The organism is Vibrio chanodichtyis, from assembly GCF_028863985.1.
Lineage (GTDB): Bacteria > Pseudomonadota > Gammaproteobacteria > Enterobacterales > Vibrionaceae > Vibrio > Vibrio chanodichtyis.
Window position 1 is genome coordinate 36,688 of record NZ_JARBFT010000011.1, and the last position, 17,379, is coordinate 54,066.

Consider the following 17,379-nt stretch of genomic DNA (forward strand, 5'->3'; position numbering starts at 1 on the left):
TGGCCGTTATTCCCCTACTGCAGTATCTGGTGAGACGGAGCGATGATTAGTTAACATTTTTTGCGGGTTGACCATCGATTGCCAGCGTAGCGACTCGCTCGCACAGCCACTCCCTTCTTGGCCAAATTGACCAATTTGTGCCGCAGCACAAATCGGCACCACGACCCGATGAGTAACGATCTCGATTTTGAAATCAAACCGATCGCCAAATTGGGCTGGCATTTTTTCTAGCCGCACACTTTCCGGTGCCACGCCTAATTTGCGCAGCTGTTTTTGCGCGTTAAGGGCAAATTTTTCGCCGCTGTTGGTGCGCCAATACAGCACGCTATTTTGGGTAAGTAACTGATGACGCTGCTCGGCTAAAAATTGCTCAAAAGAGGCTTGCGCTTGCGCATGATTTTTTCCATCCGCACGCAAAGCTAAGCTGCTGTGTACTGGGTAAATATCAATCGCAGGGCCAGCCTTATCTGGCCAGCCGGAGCTGCAACCTACCAGGGTTAAACTCAACAACATAATGATCAAGATCGGATGTTTCATTGCTTAAATCCTCCTGTCGCTAGGATCTGCTGGCTAAGCTGCTGGTCAATGGTTGAGTTGGCGGCCGGTAGGGCAAAAAAGCGCTCAAGGGTTGAAGTGCGCTGCATACTCGGTAATTGCACACTGTTAGGCTCAATCGGCTGCACCAAATTCACCGTAGCAACAATCACCAATTCGGTTTTATTACGCGTGGTTTCACTATGGCGAAATAGCGCACCAAGCACTGGGATATCACCAATAAAAGGAATTTTACGCAGCGATTCGGTTTCTTCTTTATTGAGCAAGCCACCCAACACAAAGCTCTGCCCATCACCGAGTTCAACCGTTGTGCGGGCACGGCGAGTTTTTAACGCTGGCAAATTGTAAGTCGCGTTGGCGTATTGGCTATCTAGCGAGCTGACTTCTGGCATTAATGCCAAGCGTATTTTGTCATCCCGTTGCACTTTGGCCATGATTTCTAATCGCACCCCAAACTCTTTGTACAACACGTTGGTGCCGCCATCGATAATCGTCACCACCGGTAACTCACCACCGACTAAGAAGCTCGCGGTTTCACCGGAGATCACAGATAAATTGGGCTCGGCAAGAATTTGTCCGACGCTGTCATCACCAATCGCGGTAATTAAGGTCACGATATCACTACTGCTAAAGTGTCTGAGTGGGTTAACGAAGATCCCGCTACTTTGCCCACTGCTGTTCATCTGAATACCAAAGTTTTCCATAAACGATTGGGAAACTTCGGCAATCGACAATTTGACATTGATCTGCTTAGTCGTCGCCACTTCAATATTGTTGACCACGCCTTCAAAACGGCGTCTTTGCATAAATTCTAACTTATAGTCTTGGTCATCACCGATATCCCACTCGACATCGGTATCTTTCGAGCTTTTCGCTAATAATTCGCCGACCAAAATATTAATTTCGTCGCGCTCTTTTTCGGTCGCGACCGTACCGGAGAGCACCACTTGCTGACCCAAATTGGCGATAGAGACTTCCGCATAAGGGTATTTGATCGCAATTTGCTGCTGAATATGCACCATGCTGGTGTTGACCACTAAACGCCGACTGGCGAGAGTTTCGCTGTTGTCACCGAACACCAATAAACTGGCGTTTCCCACCTGTTTACCGAAAATGACCACCGTTTGCCGGTCAATCACTTGATAATCAGCAATTTTAGGATCTGAGATAAATACCGATTGGATCTCTTGCTGGGTGCGTAAGGTGTGCGCATCCCCTTCCGCTAAATTGAGTATCCTTTGCGCCGCAACCGGCAGGGCTATTGCGCTGACCAGCACCGCCAATAAGCCATAAACATAACGCTGCATCATTTTTTATCCTTAACGTATTGTCGTGCTGCCGGCACGAAACTCCTGAATCGCTTTATAATCGGTTAATACATCGCCGGCGTTGGCGGAAAGTTCGCTGGCTAAACTATCGCCAGTGGAAAGATGAATTTCTAACTGGGCAATGTGGCGAGCAATGGTTAAGGTCGCGACTTGCTTACGGGTCAATTCGACAATCACGCTGGTTGGCTGATCCGGATGGTTAACTTGTAAGACTTTGACTCCCATCAACACCGGCGTAAGAGACACGGTTTCAAAGCTGCGCACCGTTTCATCGGTAGCGAGATTTTGTTTTAACGAAGAGAGCGCCAAAATATCGATCAAAGTACCAGGACGGATCACGCCACCCACCACCGATTCAGAATTGACTTGGATTGCGAACGGTACCCGCTGTGGGCTTAAAATCAGATCGACATAAGCCGCGTGATCAGATTTAACCAACAGCTCAGGCCACAACACTTGCCCAGCGGCGAGATCTTGCTTGATGCGTTGCTCGGCCGCAAAATCGAATGCCAGATCCTCGGTGACACCAAGGCGCAGCGCTTGCTCTTCATCAATCCGCTGCAATTCAAGATCGGCGCGCGTAATAAGCTGGCCTTTGTGCAGTGACTGTTTAGCGAACCAGACTTGATACTGTTTGACCGGTTGAGCGACTTCCACCACCACAGGGGCAACAGGATCGGCCGCAATCGGCGCGGGCGCAGGAGTGAGTAATCCATACCCACCAATACCAATCACAATGATCGCGAGTGCAATTAAAAGCTTGGAATTCATTTCACCGTCCCAAGTGAGAAAAAGATAACCTATCTCGATGAATGGCAAACCCTAGCGCAGGCACAGCATGATGCGAAATGCCGTTTCCGTTTGGTTTACACCGATCGAAGACAAGCCCATTTATGGCAATAAAGCGACACCACCATAAACTGAAAAAGGGTTAAAATAGTTAAACAACCAGCAAGATTAACCAGTTGTTTAATAAGATTATTCTTAATTAACTCGCCAAGTGAAGCGCATCCATCTTGCACAAGTTAACCGGGTATCGTTCAAAGTGCCGACACATAGACCGCCAAGCCACCGACCAAGCAAATCGGTACCCCATAAGGGATGCCGCGCTGACGCACTTGCTGCAAATCGGTCACCAAGCCATACAGTAAATAGCCCAGAGCCATCAATCCGCCGACGATGGCAATCCCGACTAAGGTTAACGGCATATAAAGTGGATCAATGCCTAAACTGAGCACCGCCAGCAATTTAGTGTCACCAGCGGCTAATACGCCAAGTTTAAACAAGCCTAAACCGACCAGCAGGATGGTTAAGCTGTAAGGCCAAATCTGCCAGTTAGGCTGGCTAAACCAGCCTAATAGCAATAACAATGCCAATATAAGCAGCGTAGTGTTACTGATTTTTCTAGTGCGAATATCACTGAAAGCAATTAGTAGCAATGCTAAAAATATTAAAACACTCAATGAATAATTAGTTGCCGTCAGGAACAATTCCACTTGCATCATTAATATTTTTAGTAATCGAACTTACAGCACCTTCTAGAGCATCTTTTAATCCATTTTCACCACTAAACACAGCCAACACAATGGCAGAGATCGCCACACCGATAATCGCGTATTCAATCGCGGTCACGCCACGTTGGTCTTGAGCAAAAGATTCCACCAGCAAGCGCGCTTTTACATAAGCTTTAGTCAACATAAGATTTTCCTTTTCAATTTATTAATATATTTTGAAGTGACATCACAAAATCAGCACTTCTTAATTAATGCTATCAATCTATTACAAGATGTCCATCGAAAGTATGCTCATTTGTTGTGGTAATCGTAACTTTAGCAGCACCTTCTCATTTATGAGACAGAATGTCTGAAATAATTACTTTTATTACGCTTCTTATCATTAAGACGTAGAAGCCATTATTTATTGGATATATTTAAATATTTATTTAATTCGCACAGATAATTTTCATTAAAAATTAAGCAGGTAATTAACCCTGTGACACTGAATAACAATCATGGCTGTAGTAGGATTGTTTGTTTTAATTTACCAGGCATGAAGTGAATATATTTTCGTATGGGAGCATTCGGTATTTCCTTCCCGATTGAAAAACTTGACCAACATCAATTTTTATATTCCAAACCGATCACCCAACACCAGTGCGCTTATTCACCCCCCGCTAGCAATGTTAAGTAGTACAACGACTCAAACCACCCTATAACCAAGCTTAGTCAACTCGGCAGCGAATGCTTGTTTGGCCGCTGCTTCCCCGTGGATAAGATGCACTTGTTTCGGTTTTACCGCGATGCCGATGATAAAACGCAGCAGATCGGTTTGATCGGCGTGGGCGGAATAACCCGACATGGTATGGATCTGCGCATTGACTGGCACCGGCTCACCATCAATCAACACTGGTGACTCACCGGTTTGAATTTTTCGCCCTAGCGTGCCTTCAGCTTGAAAACCGGCCAGAATCACATCGGTGCGACTATCGGGCAGCAGCGCGGTTAAATAATCGATAATGCGTCCACCCTGACACATACCCGATGCAGCAACCACAATCGCGGCTTCGCCGGTTGAAGCCAAACGGTTAACCAAACGTTGATGCGTGCGGTGATCTTCCACCGTAATGCATTGCTCAAACGCCAGCGGATGGCGCTGCATTTGCAGCCGCGCTTTGGCTTCTTGCCCCCACAACTGCTTAAAACGACGATAAGAACGTGTCACACGTTGTGCCATCGGAGAATCGAGAATAATCGGCAAATTGGCAGCAATCTGCTCGCTAAAGATCAACTGTTCAATATCAAACAACAGCTCTTGAGTGCGGCCAACACTGAACGCCGGAATTAAAATTGCCCCACCATCACTCAGTGAGCGCTCAATAATCGCGCGCAGCCGTTCACCACGACTTTGCACATCTTCATGCTGTTTATTGCCGTAAGTGGTTTCAATAAATAGATAATCAGCTCGCTCTGGGGGTTGTGGATCGGGCAGCAGTGGCGTGTGACTTGGCCCTAAATCTCCGGAAAACACCACCACTTCACCGTTAGCGAGACAAATTTCCAGATACGCCGAGCCCAAAATATGCCCTGCTGGTTGAAAGCGTACCGCCAGTGGCTGATTGACTGACTGCTTACTAGGTAAATGTTTGCTCGATGGTTGCTTGATCGATGAATGCTTGCTTGACGAATGTTTGATCGGTAAGTCGAACCATTGATGATACTCCTGCACTCGCAACAAACGGCGCACTTGAGTAAGTACTCGCTCACATTGTTTGGGTGACATGCCAAATTGCAGCTTAAGGCCATCTTCTAACATCAGAGGAACTAACTCTGCGGTGGCCGCGGTGCAATAAATCGGCTGCTGAAACCCAGCCGCCAGTAACCACGGCAAACGACCAATATGATCAATGTGCGCGTGAGTCAGTAATAAAGCATCAAGATGATCCAGCGCAAACTCGACCGCCAGCGGGCGCTCATCCGCACCTTGAAACGAACCACAATCAATCAGCACGGCTTGCCCATCGGCCCGCAATTCATGACATGAACCAGTAACGCTATCTTTACCACCATGATGGATCACTTGCATACCCTTGCCCCTTCGCACACCAATTACCCCAATGATGATAGCGTTTTTCCGCCACGGCCAAGCCAAAATACGCAAAAACCGCGGTCAAGGCCGCGGTTTACCACGCAATATCATCACTCTTTCAGTCAATGTATTGGGGTGAACGAGCGTAGCCAACACCACTGCAGCTTCAAGTAGGAAGGGGATATTTTATGCTAAAGCCAAACTATCGCTTGGTCGTCACCGGCTTTATTGAGACAATCATTGCGATTATCCCTACCTCAACGGACCACTATGAAACTGTTAGTTCGCAACCTTGCTCGCAGCACAACAGAGCACGAAATTCGTAAACTGTTCTCTGAACATGGCTCAGTCGCAGAATGCACGCTGGTGTTAGATCAAGAAACCGGTTTATCAAAAGGCTTTGCTTTCGTGGAAATGCCCGAAGCGGCCGAAGCCAAAGCGGCGATTGCGGCGCTGAACCAAACCAACGTGGCAAAAAGTAAGATCCGGGTTAAAGCCGCGCAATAAGATGGATGCTAAAACCAGCTGAACAAGCTGGTTTTTTATTGCCGAAAACCACACCACACCCAGCGAAAAGCCAGGAAATGTAGCGTGCCAATAGTGAAGTAGTGGCGATTCAGTCTCTGGTTATAGCGCAGATTCGTCACTCGTTGGACGAAATTGATGCTGCAGGCCGAGTAAGAAATTGTGCAGAATTTGGTCTTTGCACTCTCGGTAATGCTTATTGTCCGGCTTACGGAAAAATGCACTCAGTTCATGCTTGCTTAAACGAAAATCGACCCGTTGCAGAATTTCAATAATCTCTTCCGACTTCAAGTTCAACGCAATGCGCAACTTTTGAAACACCATATTATGGGTGAGTGGCTGCTCTGGCTTCGACTCTTCTGGCTTGGGCTGATCACCCTCGCGCTTACCACGTTTAAAATTGATCAAACCATTGAGAAAGGCGGCAAGCTCGGCATCACTCAGTTTCACAAACGATTGATCATCTTCTTTTTTCAGCCAGCTCGTGATTTGTAAATTGGTCACAGCAAAATCGGCTAAAGAGAAAATCTCAGCCATTAGCTCATCTTTCAAATCGAAGGTGTAACGTACACGGCGCAAAATATCATTATTGGTCAAAATAGTTCCTAGTGTTAGGTAAATCCAGCTCTATCAACTTGATTACTGGAAGGCGCGGATTTTATCAGATTTGCGCTCCGTTCCCTACTGATTGTGCCTGCGATTAAAAGCATGCTCGAACACAAGCTGGTCACCAGTTCGCACTCTATCTTCTATATGACTCTACTTTACCGCATCACCTGAGCCACTGCCGGTTACCGTCATTAATATGTAGCAGAAATAATCTTTGAGCGTAAGAGTCTCAATCATCTGCTTATCGGTTTTAGCTAAAAGCGCAGGCGTTGACATATCAATATTTTGTACTTGCGCTAAGCCAGTAATACCTGGCAACACGTTATATACCCCAAGCGTATCACGCTGTTGAATAAGCTCTTCTTGATTAAACAAGTTCGGACGCGGGCCAACCAAGCTCATCTCCCCTTTTAGCACATTAATCAGTTGTGGCAGTTCATCCAGCTTAGTTTTACGTAAAAAGGCACCCAATTTAGTAATTGAACAGGTACTCGCGAGATGTGAGGCAACGGAGTGAGTATCCACCGACATGGTACGAAACTTTATCAGCTTAAACGGCTTTTTATTACGCCCGACTCGCTCCTGCACGAAAATTGGTGAGCCAGTATCAAACAGACCGAGGATAGTCACCACTAACAGCACTGGCCATAAAAACAACAGGCCAAAAAATGCGGCCAGAAAATCGAATAAACGGATCATGATTTACCACTATTATTTTTTGAATAAAGAAAGGCTTCGGCGGTCTGCTGAAAGCCCTGCTGTAAGGTTTGCGGAGGATTCCAGCCAAGCGTTTGCTTGGTATGGGTAATATCAACCTGCAACGAGCCGGTTAATCTCTCGACGACCTCTGATTTTTTGAAAAGTTTGCCCGCTAGCTTATAGCACCAAATCGGCACCGGAAGTTGCCAAGTGGGCTTGCCCAATGCGATGGCCATTTCACGCACCATTTCAGAGGTGGAAATATCGTGATCATCCGAAGCCAGAAAGACTTGGTTGGCCGCTTTAGGGTGATCAATACAAGTGATGATTAAATCAACCAGATTATCGATAGCAACAAGGCTGCGTTTATTATGCGTAATGCAACCTAATGGCAGTAGAAGACCTTTTGAAACCAAGTTGAGTAACGAAGCAAAATTGGCTTTTACACCGGGTCCGTACACCAAAGTAGGACGAATAACCACCACTTCCATTTCGGTCTCTGCCAAAATTTTTTTCAAGCCAACTTCAGCTTCAAACTTACTTAAGCCATAAGGATCGACTGGAATATGTGCATCGTCATGCTGAAAAGCAGCCCCTGCTTTGGTTTGTTCACCATTAACTTTAATCGAGCTTAAAAATATGAAGCGCTTAACGCCAGCCAATGCAGCTTGCCTCGCCAAATTCAGCGTACCTAGCGTGTTCACATCACGATAAGCCTTAAGAGCATCAGCTTCTGTTTCCGCCATTTGGTGAACTCTAGCCGCACAGTGAACCACACAATCGATACCTACCAACGCACTCTGCCAGTCTGTCTCTGGCGTGATATCAAGTAATACCTGCTCAAAAGCATATTTATATTGTTGCTGACTACGTGACTGAGCAATCATCTGATAACCCTTATTATGCGCCACACTCAGCACGTGGGAGCCAACAAAACCCGAAGCGCCAGTCACAAGAATTTTTAATAACGTCTGATTATTTGATCCCATTTTACCTATCTTTTTATAAAACCCTATCAATGAGCGGCATCATCAGTCTAGCAAACGCCTCTCAAGCCAACTACAATCGAGCGATACCAATAAATACACATAACAATATCAACCTGTTGGGTTGGCTAATTATAAGGCAAACTGCGAAGTAATGTTTACCCCCATACAATTACTCTTAAACGCACAGCGCCATCATAAACGTATGATTACCGTAGCTTATGATGTGCTGGCACTAATATTTTCCCTCTACGCCGCCATCGCACTCCGTTTAGATACTTTCGTATTTGCTTTTGGTTGGGCTGAGCTACTGAGTATGCTGGTGACGACTGGCGTCACTTTATACTGTTTTATTCGGCTCGGAATGTATCGTGCTGTGTTGCGTTACATGATGCTACCCGCCATCGGTTATATCTTTTTATCTGTCATTATATCTGCGGTAACCCTAGCATTAAGTGGCTTTTTCTTTGGTGCGTTTATTCCTCGTAGTGTACCTTTCATTTACGCTGGGCTGGCAACGCTCACCCTAGGCGGCCCCAGAATTTTCATCCGCACCCTCTACTACCACTATTACAAACGTCAAAAACCGAATGTATTTATTTATGGTGCAGGTGCAACCGGACGTGATTTAGCTTATGCCTTAATTCAGGGCGATGAGTATCATCCGGTAATTTTCCTAGATGATGATCCAGCCAAAGCGGGAGAAATTATTTTTGGAGTACGAGTCCATCACAGCCGTGAATTTGAATCACTACGTAATCTTTATGAACCAGTAAAATTACTGATTGCGATTAACAATATCGGTAGACAAGCGCGCCTAAAACTGCTCGAAAGACTCTCCCACTGGCCAATTGAAATTCAATCAGTCCCCTCTGTGGAAGATATTGCCGCTGGACGCGCAAAAGCGACTGATGTGCAAGATCTCGATGTTGCCGATTTACTGGGGCGCGCACCAGTTGAACCTGATTTAGCGCTGCTACAAAAAAACATTACGGAGAAATCTGTGATGGTCACTGGCGCGGGAGGTTCGATTGGTTCGGAACTGTGTAGACAAATCTTAGCTCAAAAACCTAAAACCTTACTGTTATTTGAACTTAACGAATATAACTTGTATGCCATCGATCAGGAATTACAAGCAATCAAACAGAACTTAAAACTCAACACGAAAATTGTTGCGGCACTTGGTTCGGTACAACGAGAAAACCGCGTCAAAAAACTCATGCAAGCTCATCAGGTTGAAACGGTTTACCATGCCGCGGCTTATAAACATGTACCCCTGGTTGAAGATAATGTTATCGAAGGCATTCGCAACAACGTTTTTGGCACATTAGCCTGCGCCAATGCAGCTATTGAAGCGGGTGTAAAAAACTTCACCTTGATTTCAACGGATAAAGCAGTGCGACCAACCAATGTCATGGGTGCAAGCAAGCGGATGGCAGAACTGGTTCTGCAAGCCCTAGCCGATAAAAATAGTGCAACCATTTTTACCATGGTACGTTTCGGTAATGTTTTAGGCTCTTCAGGTTCTGTTGTACCCTTATTCAAAAAACAGATCCGCGAAGGTGGGCCAGTCACCGTTACTCACCCTGATATCATCCGATATTTCATGCTGATCCCAGAAGCTGCACAGTTGGTGATTCAGGCTGGTGCTATGGGTAATAATGGACAGGTTTTTGTACTGAATATGGGAGAGCCAGTAAAAATCGTCGACCTGGCCAAACGTATGATCCACTTGATGGGTATGAAAGAGTTCTACGATAGCAAAAGTGATGAAGGCGATATTGAAATAAAGTTTACTGGCTTACGCCCAGGAGAGAAGCTCTACGAAGAACTACTTATCGGAGAGAATGTCGAGGGCACCAGCCATCAAAAAATCATGGCAGCATGTGAAGAAAAGCTGAGTTGTGATGCGATGGAAGATCTACTGACAAAACTTGATGTATGTTGTCATAATTTCGATGTGGAATGCATTAAGCGTATTTTACTTAATGCACCTACGGGCTATTCTCCTAAAAGTTTCTGATATATATGCAGAGTTTTTTCAAAAACAACCTCTTGAGAAAACTCTTCTTCTACTTTTTTTCTTCCATTTATTCCAAATTCAAGCAGTTTATTTGTATCTTCAAGTAAATTCTGCAAAAAACAGGCAAGTAACATATCATCATTTGGGGTCACTAGATAACCATTGACACCATGAGAAACAATCTCTCGGCAACCAGCAACATCAGTTGCCACAATAGCCCGCTGACATGAAGCTGCCTCAATCAAAATCCGAGGAACTCCCTCACCATAAGTTGTAGGCAAGCAAACGACATCGTTCATACTGATTAAATTAGGCATATCTTTCACATTACCCAACCAGTTAATATCACCGGATTGTGACCACCGTTCAATTTGCTTAATTGGAATCGCTGATGATACATCACTATCGATGATCCCTGCGACATTCAATGATAATTGAAATCCCTTTTCCTCTAGTTGCCTTCTCGCCTCTATCAAACACCGTAACCCTTTATCTTCTAATAAACGAGCAGCAAAAAGAATAGTTTTATTCATAGGTGGGATGGAAGGCTTAAACTTGATCAAATCAATTCCAGCCCCTTTAATAACTGAACCATTACGATATTTTAAAATGTCTATTTTTTTGAAAAAATCGTAATCCTCACTGTTCTCAAAAATAAAATGCGCGCTCTCTGCAGACACAAGTTTATACAATTTAACAACAATGAACCTCAGCACGAAAAATTTAAGTTTAGAAGAGCTAAAAACCGCCCCCAGCCCAGTAACACTGTAAATTATTGGCTTATTAAAAATAATCCTATTCAATATCCCAGAATAAATGTTTGGTTTAATTGTAATGCTATGAATCAAATCTGGTTTTATTGTGGATAACAAATTTTTAAGCTGAATTAAATTAGTAATCTCTTTAAAAGGATTAATACTTTTTCGTTTAATAGCCAAATGATAACAAACATAACCCTTAGCTGTTAACTCATCTTTAACCTCCACATCATTAAAATTACCAATAATATGAATACAATAACCACATGACTTAAAATACTCTGCACGCTCCAACCAATGCAGATTAAAATACCAACCTACATTTACAATAAAGACGATTATTTTACTATCATTACCGCCCAATACGCTTAATTCCATCCACAATACCTAAACACATATACTTGAGCATTTCTATTTTTGCCTCAGCACGAATTAAAATAACCACACTATAAGCTATAAATTTAGCAAAGATAATAATCCACCACCAAGATGTCATATATTTGTGAGTTACAACTGCATTTCTAAAAAGATGATAAATCACAATAACAGAGTTAACACGTTTATAATCTGTGGTTTCATGTATTATATTTAATGATGGAATATATTTTCCTGAATACCCATCATTTATTAGTTTCAAAGTAAAATAAACATCATCAAAATATATAAAGAAATCTTCAGGTATGCTTTTCTTATTCTCACAGGCAAAATCAGCAGGCATTGTCAAACCAACAAATGAAGCAGAAACAATATTTACATTTTTAGTGATATCATCAGGCACTGGTCGTCTTAATAAATAGAATAGGACATCAAGAAATGATGATGGCGATTTAACAAGTGGAAGATTCATTTTTAAAATATGACCACGCTCATCTACCACTCTAGGTGATATAAAGTTTGCGCCATCGTAATAAAGTCTAGATTTAAAATCTTTAGATAGATAAGAATCATCATCTAAAAAAATGACATCACTATTTTTAACATCACAAACCTCATTCAAAGACTCTATTGCTTGCATAAACCCTTTTGATGCGCCTACATTAATATCATTAAATATAACTGTAATGTTGTTGCTATCTTTGATCGAATTAAGATAATCGATAACTTCATCATTAGAATTATTATCCACAATAATTATATGATCCGCACCATTAGACAGACAATTACCAATCGCCATCGGTAATTTACTAATCCGGTTAAACGACACCATTATACAAATTAATTTACGCATTGTTTTTTATATATTCATCAACCACAGATAATGCCTCGGCAATACAAACATCCATGTCCATATAGCGAAATGTTGCCAAGCGACCAACAAATGTAATATTTATCTCACCTCTTACTAGCTCTTCATATTTTTCCCACAAGGCGTTACCATTAGTTAGCCGAACTGGATAATAAGGAATGTCATTTCTTTCGGCTAATCGACTAAACTCTTTATAACATACCGAATAATCATGTTGCTCGTGAGGAGTAAAATATTTATGTTCCGTAATTCGAGTATACGGAATCTCCTCATCACAATATGACATCACAGCACAACCTTGATAATCTCCCTTAACGTAAAACTTCTCAAAATCTAAAGTTCTGTATTCTAACACCCCAAATTTATAATTATAAAGTTTATCTACAGCCCCTGTAAAAAAAACATGCTCATAGGCACCATCTAGCTTATCCAATATTAAGCTATAGTTAACTTTTGTATTAAGAATAACTTCTATATTCTCATGATCAAGCATTTTTTTAAAAATGTAGGTATAACCATTTTCAGGAATCCCCTGATACTGATGATTAAAATAATTGTCATCATAGTTAAATCGAACAGGAAGCCTTTTTAACACTGAAGCAGGTATCTCGTCAGTATCAAGTCCCCACTGCTTTTTTGGGTAACCTCTGAAGAAGGCTTCATATAAGTCACGACCAACAAATTTAATGGCTTGTTCTTTAAATGATTTAGGCTCATTAATCGAAGAGTCTGATACCTTAGATATTAAATTTTTAGCTTCATTTGGTGTTAGTGCTTTACCATAAAATTGATTAATTGTATGTAAGTTGATTGGCAATGAATAAACTTGCCCATTAGAAGTTGCCTTGACTCTAGTAATATACGGTTTAAAAAAACCAAAACTATTTACGAAATTCCATACATTTATATTATCAGTGTGGAATATATGTGGACCATAAACATGTACATTTATGCCTGTCTTTAAATCTCTTTCATCATAACAGTTTCCAGCAATATGAGTGCGCTCATCAACTACCGTTACTTTAAAATTATGCTCAGCTAATTTTCTAGCAATCGTTGCACCACTAAAACCGGCACCAACAATTAATATTTTCCTGTCATTCATATTCAAACCTAAAATTTTATAAAACCATGATATTTAGCCAATGAGGCAATGTGATGCTCAATATTCACACCTCTTTTAATAGATAATTCTGAAACAGCTCTATCTATTGATAATGAAACATTTTTAGGCTTATTAAACTCTCTATTAGACATGATTAATTTGGCTTTTTTATCTAAAACAATCTCAATAATGTTTATAATATCCTTTAGTGAATAACTAGTTCCACTACCTATATTAAATTCTCTGAATGTTCCTTGGTAATCAATAGCAGCTATAAATGCATTGACTAATTGTTCAATGTATATGTAATCTCTAGTTGCATTTATATCACCCCATATTTCTATTGGTTGTTTATTAAAGATTTTATTTAAAAAAATAGGAATAACACCCTGATTACCCATAATGGATTGTTCTTCACCAAATGGGTTAGATATACGTAAACTGATAGAACTTTTATTATATTTGTCAGATATAATTCTCAAGTAATGTTCAACACATAACTTCGTCACACCATAACTAATATTGGGATATGTTGGATTATTTTCATATAGCACATCACTACTTTCCCCATAAACCGTTCCGGCAGATGATGTGTAAATAATCTTACGCGCTCCATTTTTATAGCACTCTTCAAAAAAAATTAAACTTTTAAAAAGATTTTCGTAACAATCTTTCAAAGGAGATTTTAATGATTCATTAGGAAATAAAGTGGTTGCTAAATGAATAACAACACTTGGTGAAACACTCTTTAATATGCATCCAATGTCGGAGTCAATAAAACTTTTCTGGTACCACGTTTTTTTAAAAAACTCTAAAGACTTTGGGCATGGGCAAATATCTAAACAAATAACTTCATAATTTAATTCAGATAAAAAACGAACTAAAGATTTACCAATGAAACCTCCAGCTCCAGTAATTAAAACCCTTTCCTTCATTATCTCAAAGACCCCTAATGCGTTTATAATATCGAGAAAAAATCACTCTTCGCTCTGATCCGTAAGGAAAAATCATTTCAAATATTTTTCTAGCGATTTTTTTATAGATTGATATAGCCCCTGATGATTTATTATTGCCTGAATGCAGAGAGTAGAAAACAATATCAGTAAACCATATTGTTTTTTGCAAATAGTTCCAAAATAAATCAGAATACTCAACATCTTTATTATCCCATGGCTTAGCTGGTCCTGCATAGTGCACTATATAAGGTTCTTTTCTTGCTTCTAAATATTTATGCTTTTCATTTTCAGGAAGTAATTTTATGAACTGAGTCACATCTTCATTTCCATGCATAACATTCCAGTTATATGGCAATGTCTTTATTCTTCCAGACAATATTTTGTTAATAATATCCTGATCTAAAAACCAATAAGTACAATTAACCTCTGAAATAACTTTCTCAATAAAATTAAAATCATTTAATTTGTAATTATCAAAAACAATCAAACCAGCTTGAATATAGTTATGCGTATTTTCTATTTTTAATATATTCTTTAAATAATCAGAAGCGGATAAATTCCCAGTTTCATTATTTGAAACTACTTTATTTTCTACAAAACTTTTCATTACATAACACGGTACAGCAGCAATACATGCATCACTTAAATTCACTTGCAATAGCTCGGATAGATCTTTATTAACAATCATATCTACGTCTAAATATATTACTTTTTTAAAATTAGAAAAAATCTTTGGAATAAATAATCTAAAATAAGTTTCAACTGAAAAGTATTGATTTGTTTGAAGCTGTTCAACAAATGATTGATTACCAATTTCAATGTATGACAATACGACATTAGGAATAAACTCTACCATTTCATGGTATCGACGGATTGATTTATCACTAATCTTATTACCTAGAATAAATATTTCATAATTATGATTACTAGAAATATTGCATATTATTGACTGCATACAAGCAGCTGCTACAAAAGCATAATCCTCATTAAAATTAACAACAATTGGTACATATTTTTCATCTTGAGTAAAGCTTGCTATTGCTTTTATTTTAACATCTAGCTTAGATAATTTATTATTTTTAGGTGTTGTGTCTTGTACTATTGTCCTTTTTAATTCTTTAATTCTATACTTACCTTCACGTAGAAGTTTTAACATATAAATTCCGACTAATCTTTCAGCCACATGGCCAATTACTCGTTTTTCATCATCAGAATATTTTGATGTGTCGATGCATTTTTCCAGTTCAAAAAGAATAGAAAAAATCCATTCGGCATATTCTACAAATATATCTTTTTGCATGATAAATATATTTGTATAAAATCCAGAATGACTATTATTATATTCATCCACATAATATTTATATTCGGGGTATTTGTGTATAAGAATATTTAAAGCTTTATCATAATCTTCAATATGTAAAAAACTAGTGTTTTTATAGAGATCATAATTGTTTTTATTTCCGGTTATTCTCACATCCCATTGCTCTGCAATCAATATATCATTATTCATTAAGCATTTTTGAATCGTCTTATCATCAAGACCACAACGCGTTATGTAATCATCATTGATTTCTTGATAACACATTAAACCCCATGCATTTTTTTTATCATGATTATTTTCATTAAAACACAAATGGCGACGGTGATGCATAAACCCAATATAATTAGAATCTAATTTATTTTTCCAAACCCAATAATGGGCAGTTAATTCACAGAAAGTTGCATTTCTTTGTGATATATTATCACCAGAACAATCATCAACTTCATAATAAGAATTATCTGAAGTATTACATCCAACATGAATTGGAGTAATTATGCCTGAGTCGATTATTTGATCCTTTTTATAATGAGTGGTATATATTTTTATATTTTTTTTCTCTAAACTAGATAAATACATTTCCATTCTGATCCCATATATTAATTTATATGTGCTTTTTATCCTTAAAAGCAACTCATAAGTATTCATTTTATTTTTATACTTTACTCTATTTACTAAATACCCTAGATCATTTAGTTTACTCTCAGCCTCCTCCAACAATTCAATCAAATTCGAATCACACACTGTTAATAATTCATCAAAATCAACACTTTTATACTTCTGCTTTTCATCAAATGAAACTTTATATTTTGACATCAAAATACTGTTATATTTTGAGATTCCATACTCTTCATCAAAGCAATTATTAACTAATTCAAATTTAGAATGTTTATTTAATACGCTAGAGTTTAATTCATTTAGAAAAAATGTATGTACTGGGTCATACCTTTTTTCAATATCAAGATCCATTGGAATCTGATGCTTATGCAACATGTAACCAATTGATACTGATAGTCTACTTAAACCCTCATTTGACCTAACCTCTTCGATTTCATCATAACCGTCATTTACACCTAAAATATTCAAGAAATCGGAAATGATATTACCACAATGAAATATTTTTTTATTGAACTCTCTTAAAATCAATTGACCATCATATAGCTTTATTATTTTTTCCATATGGCATAATTGATTTTTTAATTGCACAGTTAAGCTTCTATTGGGAGGTGTTACTTTTATCATTTGCTGAAATATACTAGATAAATATGAACTAGGCTCTCTGGCATATATTATTGGTTTTATTTCATACCCGTGACTTAAAATTATCTTATTTAACTCAATCAAGACTGAACTATCTTCATAAAATAAAATCTCACTAGAGATTAGTATTTTTTCATTCTCTTTCAATTGCCTTATAAAATTTTCATAATGATCTATATCTCTATCACAACTAGGATTTAAAAAGCCAGAAAATAATTTTATTTTAATTTCTCGATTATAAAACCTTAATGCTTTCATTAAAGTCAAACCGCAATTCGTTGAACTTTCCAAACCATCAATACATTCAAAAAAATAATGAATCCCAAATTTTTCCTTTATTTTTTTTTTGTTTTTATATAAAGTGTCTTGAATTGAGGTCGATGCTGTTTTAGGCATACCTAGATGTAAATAACAAATTTTATTCAC

At 39.4% G+C, this 17,379-nt stretch carries 16 protein-coding genes; 2 read left to right on the forward strand and 14 right to left on the reverse strand.

Translation table 11 applies throughout. The features are described from left to right. Nucleotides 1–6 precede the first annotated feature (6 nt). The 6 genes from PUN32_RS10990 to PUN32_RS11015 form a co-directional block, all read right to left on the reverse strand. Complete coding sequence (locus tag PUN32_RS10990) at nt 7–537, reverse strand: hypothetical protein (protein WP_274723259.1); 531 nt, start codon at nt 535–537, stop codon at nt 7–9. Then, entirely contained in the window at nt 534–1,862 is a 1,329-nt protein-coding gene (locus tag PUN32_RS10995; RefSeq protein WP_274723291.1) for a type II and III secretion system protein family protein, read from the reverse strand. The genes PUN32_RS10990 and PUN32_RS10995 overlap by 4 nt, the downstream gene beginning before the upstream one ends. A gap of 12 nt (nt 1,863–1,874) precedes the next feature. After that, on the reverse strand, nt 1,875–2,654 hold the full coding sequence (cpaB, locus tag PUN32_RS11000; protein WP_274723260.1) for a Flp pilus assembly protein CpaB: 780 nt from the start codon (nt 2,652–2,654) through the stop codon (nt 1,875–1,877). 269 nt (nt 2,655–2,923) lie between these two features. Further along, on the reverse strand, nt 2,924–3,388 hold the full coding sequence (locus PUN32_RS11005) for an A24 family peptidase (RefSeq protein WP_319946308.1): 465 nt from the start codon (nt 3,386–3,388) through the stop codon (nt 2,924–2,926). After that, a complete protein-coding gene (locus PUN32_RS11010; RefSeq protein WP_274723261.1) occupies nt 3,354–3,581 on the reverse strand; it encodes a Flp family type IVb pilin in 228 nt (75 codons plus the stop codon). The genes PUN32_RS11005 and PUN32_RS11010 overlap by 35 nt, the downstream gene beginning before the upstream one ends. 501 nt (nt 3,582–4,082) lie before the next feature. Further along, entirely contained in the window at nt 4,083–5,465 is a 1,383-nt protein-coding gene (locus tag PUN32_RS11015) for an MBL fold metallo-hydrolase (protein ID WP_274723262.1), read from the reverse strand. A 273-nt stretch (nt 5,466–5,738) separates the two neighbouring features. On the opposite strand from PUN32_RS11015, the gene PUN32_RS11020 reads away from it, so the two are divergent. After that, on the forward strand, nt 5,739–5,975 hold the full coding sequence (locus PUN32_RS11020) for an RNA recognition motif domain-containing protein (RefSeq protein WP_166013882.1): 237 nt from the start codon (nt 5,739–5,741) through the stop codon (nt 5,973–5,975). A 120-nt stretch (nt 5,976–6,095) separates the two neighbouring features. Here the strand turns inward: PUN32_RS11020 and PUN32_RS11025 are convergent, their stop codons facing one another. The 3 genes from PUN32_RS11025 to PUN32_RS11035 all read right to left on the reverse strand — a co-directional run bounded on the left by PUN32_RS11025 (nt 6,096) and on the right by PUN32_RS11035 (nt 8,290). Beyond that, nucleotides 6,096–6,590 carry a YehS family protein gene (locus PUN32_RS11025; protein WP_274723263.1) on the reverse strand — a complete coding sequence of 165 codons (495 nt, stop codon included), beginning with the start codon at nt 6,588–6,590 and terminating at the stop codon, nt 6,096–6,098. A 162-nt stretch (nt 6,591–6,752) separates the two neighbouring features. After that, a complete protein-coding gene (locus tag PUN32_RS11030) occupies nt 6,753–7,301 on the reverse strand; it encodes a sugar transferase (protein ID WP_274723264.1) in 549 nt (182 codons plus the stop codon). Further along, on the reverse strand, nt 7,298–8,290 hold the full coding sequence (locus PUN32_RS11035) for a UDP-glucose 4-epimerase family protein (RefSeq protein ID WP_274723265.1): 993 nt from the start codon (nt 8,288–8,290) through the stop codon (nt 7,298–7,300). The genes PUN32_RS11030 and PUN32_RS11035 overlap by 4 nt, the downstream gene beginning before the upstream one ends. Before the next feature lie 151 nt (nt 8,291–8,441). Here PUN32_RS11035 and PUN32_RS11040 point away from each other — a divergent pair, with 151 nt between their 5' ends. Further along, nucleotides 8,442–10,310 (forward strand): polysaccharide biosynthesis protein, encoded by a 1,869-nt coding sequence (locus PUN32_RS11040; protein ID WP_274723266.1) that lies wholly within the window; start codon nt 8,442–8,444, stop codon nt 10,308–10,310. On the opposite strand, the gene PUN32_RS11045 is transcribed toward PUN32_RS11040, so the two are convergent. From PUN32_RS11045 to PUN32_RS11065, 5 genes are read right to left on the reverse strand one after another with little or no spacing between them, the layout of a single operon-like run. Beyond that, a complete protein-coding gene (locus PUN32_RS11045; RefSeq protein WP_274723267.1) occupies nt 10,289–11,446 on the reverse strand; it encodes a glycosyltransferase family 4 protein in 1,158 nt (385 codons plus the stop codon). The genes PUN32_RS11040 and PUN32_RS11045 overlap by 22 nt on opposite strands. Then, nucleotides 11,421–12,296 (reverse strand): glycosyltransferase family 2 protein, encoded by an 876-nt coding sequence (locus PUN32_RS11050; RefSeq protein ID WP_319946309.1) that lies wholly within the window; start codon nt 12,294–12,296, stop codon nt 11,421–11,423. The genes PUN32_RS11045 and PUN32_RS11050 overlap by 26 nt, the downstream gene beginning before the upstream one ends. Beyond that, nucleotides 12,289–13,419, reverse strand: coding sequence for a UDP-galactopyranose mutase (gene glf / locus PUN32_RS11055; protein ID WP_274723268.1), 1,131 nt, complete (start codon nt 13,417–13,419; stop codon nt 12,289–12,291). The genes PUN32_RS11050 and glf overlap by 8 nt, the downstream gene beginning before the upstream one ends. Nucleotides 13,420–13,427: 8 nt before the next feature. Further along, entirely contained in the window at nt 13,428–14,354 is a 927-nt protein-coding gene (locus PUN32_RS11060) for an NAD-dependent epimerase/dehydratase family protein (RefSeq protein ID WP_274723269.1), read from the reverse strand. Nucleotides 14,355–14,358: 4 nt separating this feature from the next. Then, nucleotides 14,359–17,379 (reverse strand): DUF4422 domain-containing protein, encoded by a 3,021-nt coding sequence (locus tag PUN32_RS11065; protein WP_274723270.1) that lies wholly within the window; start codon nt 17,377–17,379, stop codon nt 14,359–14,361.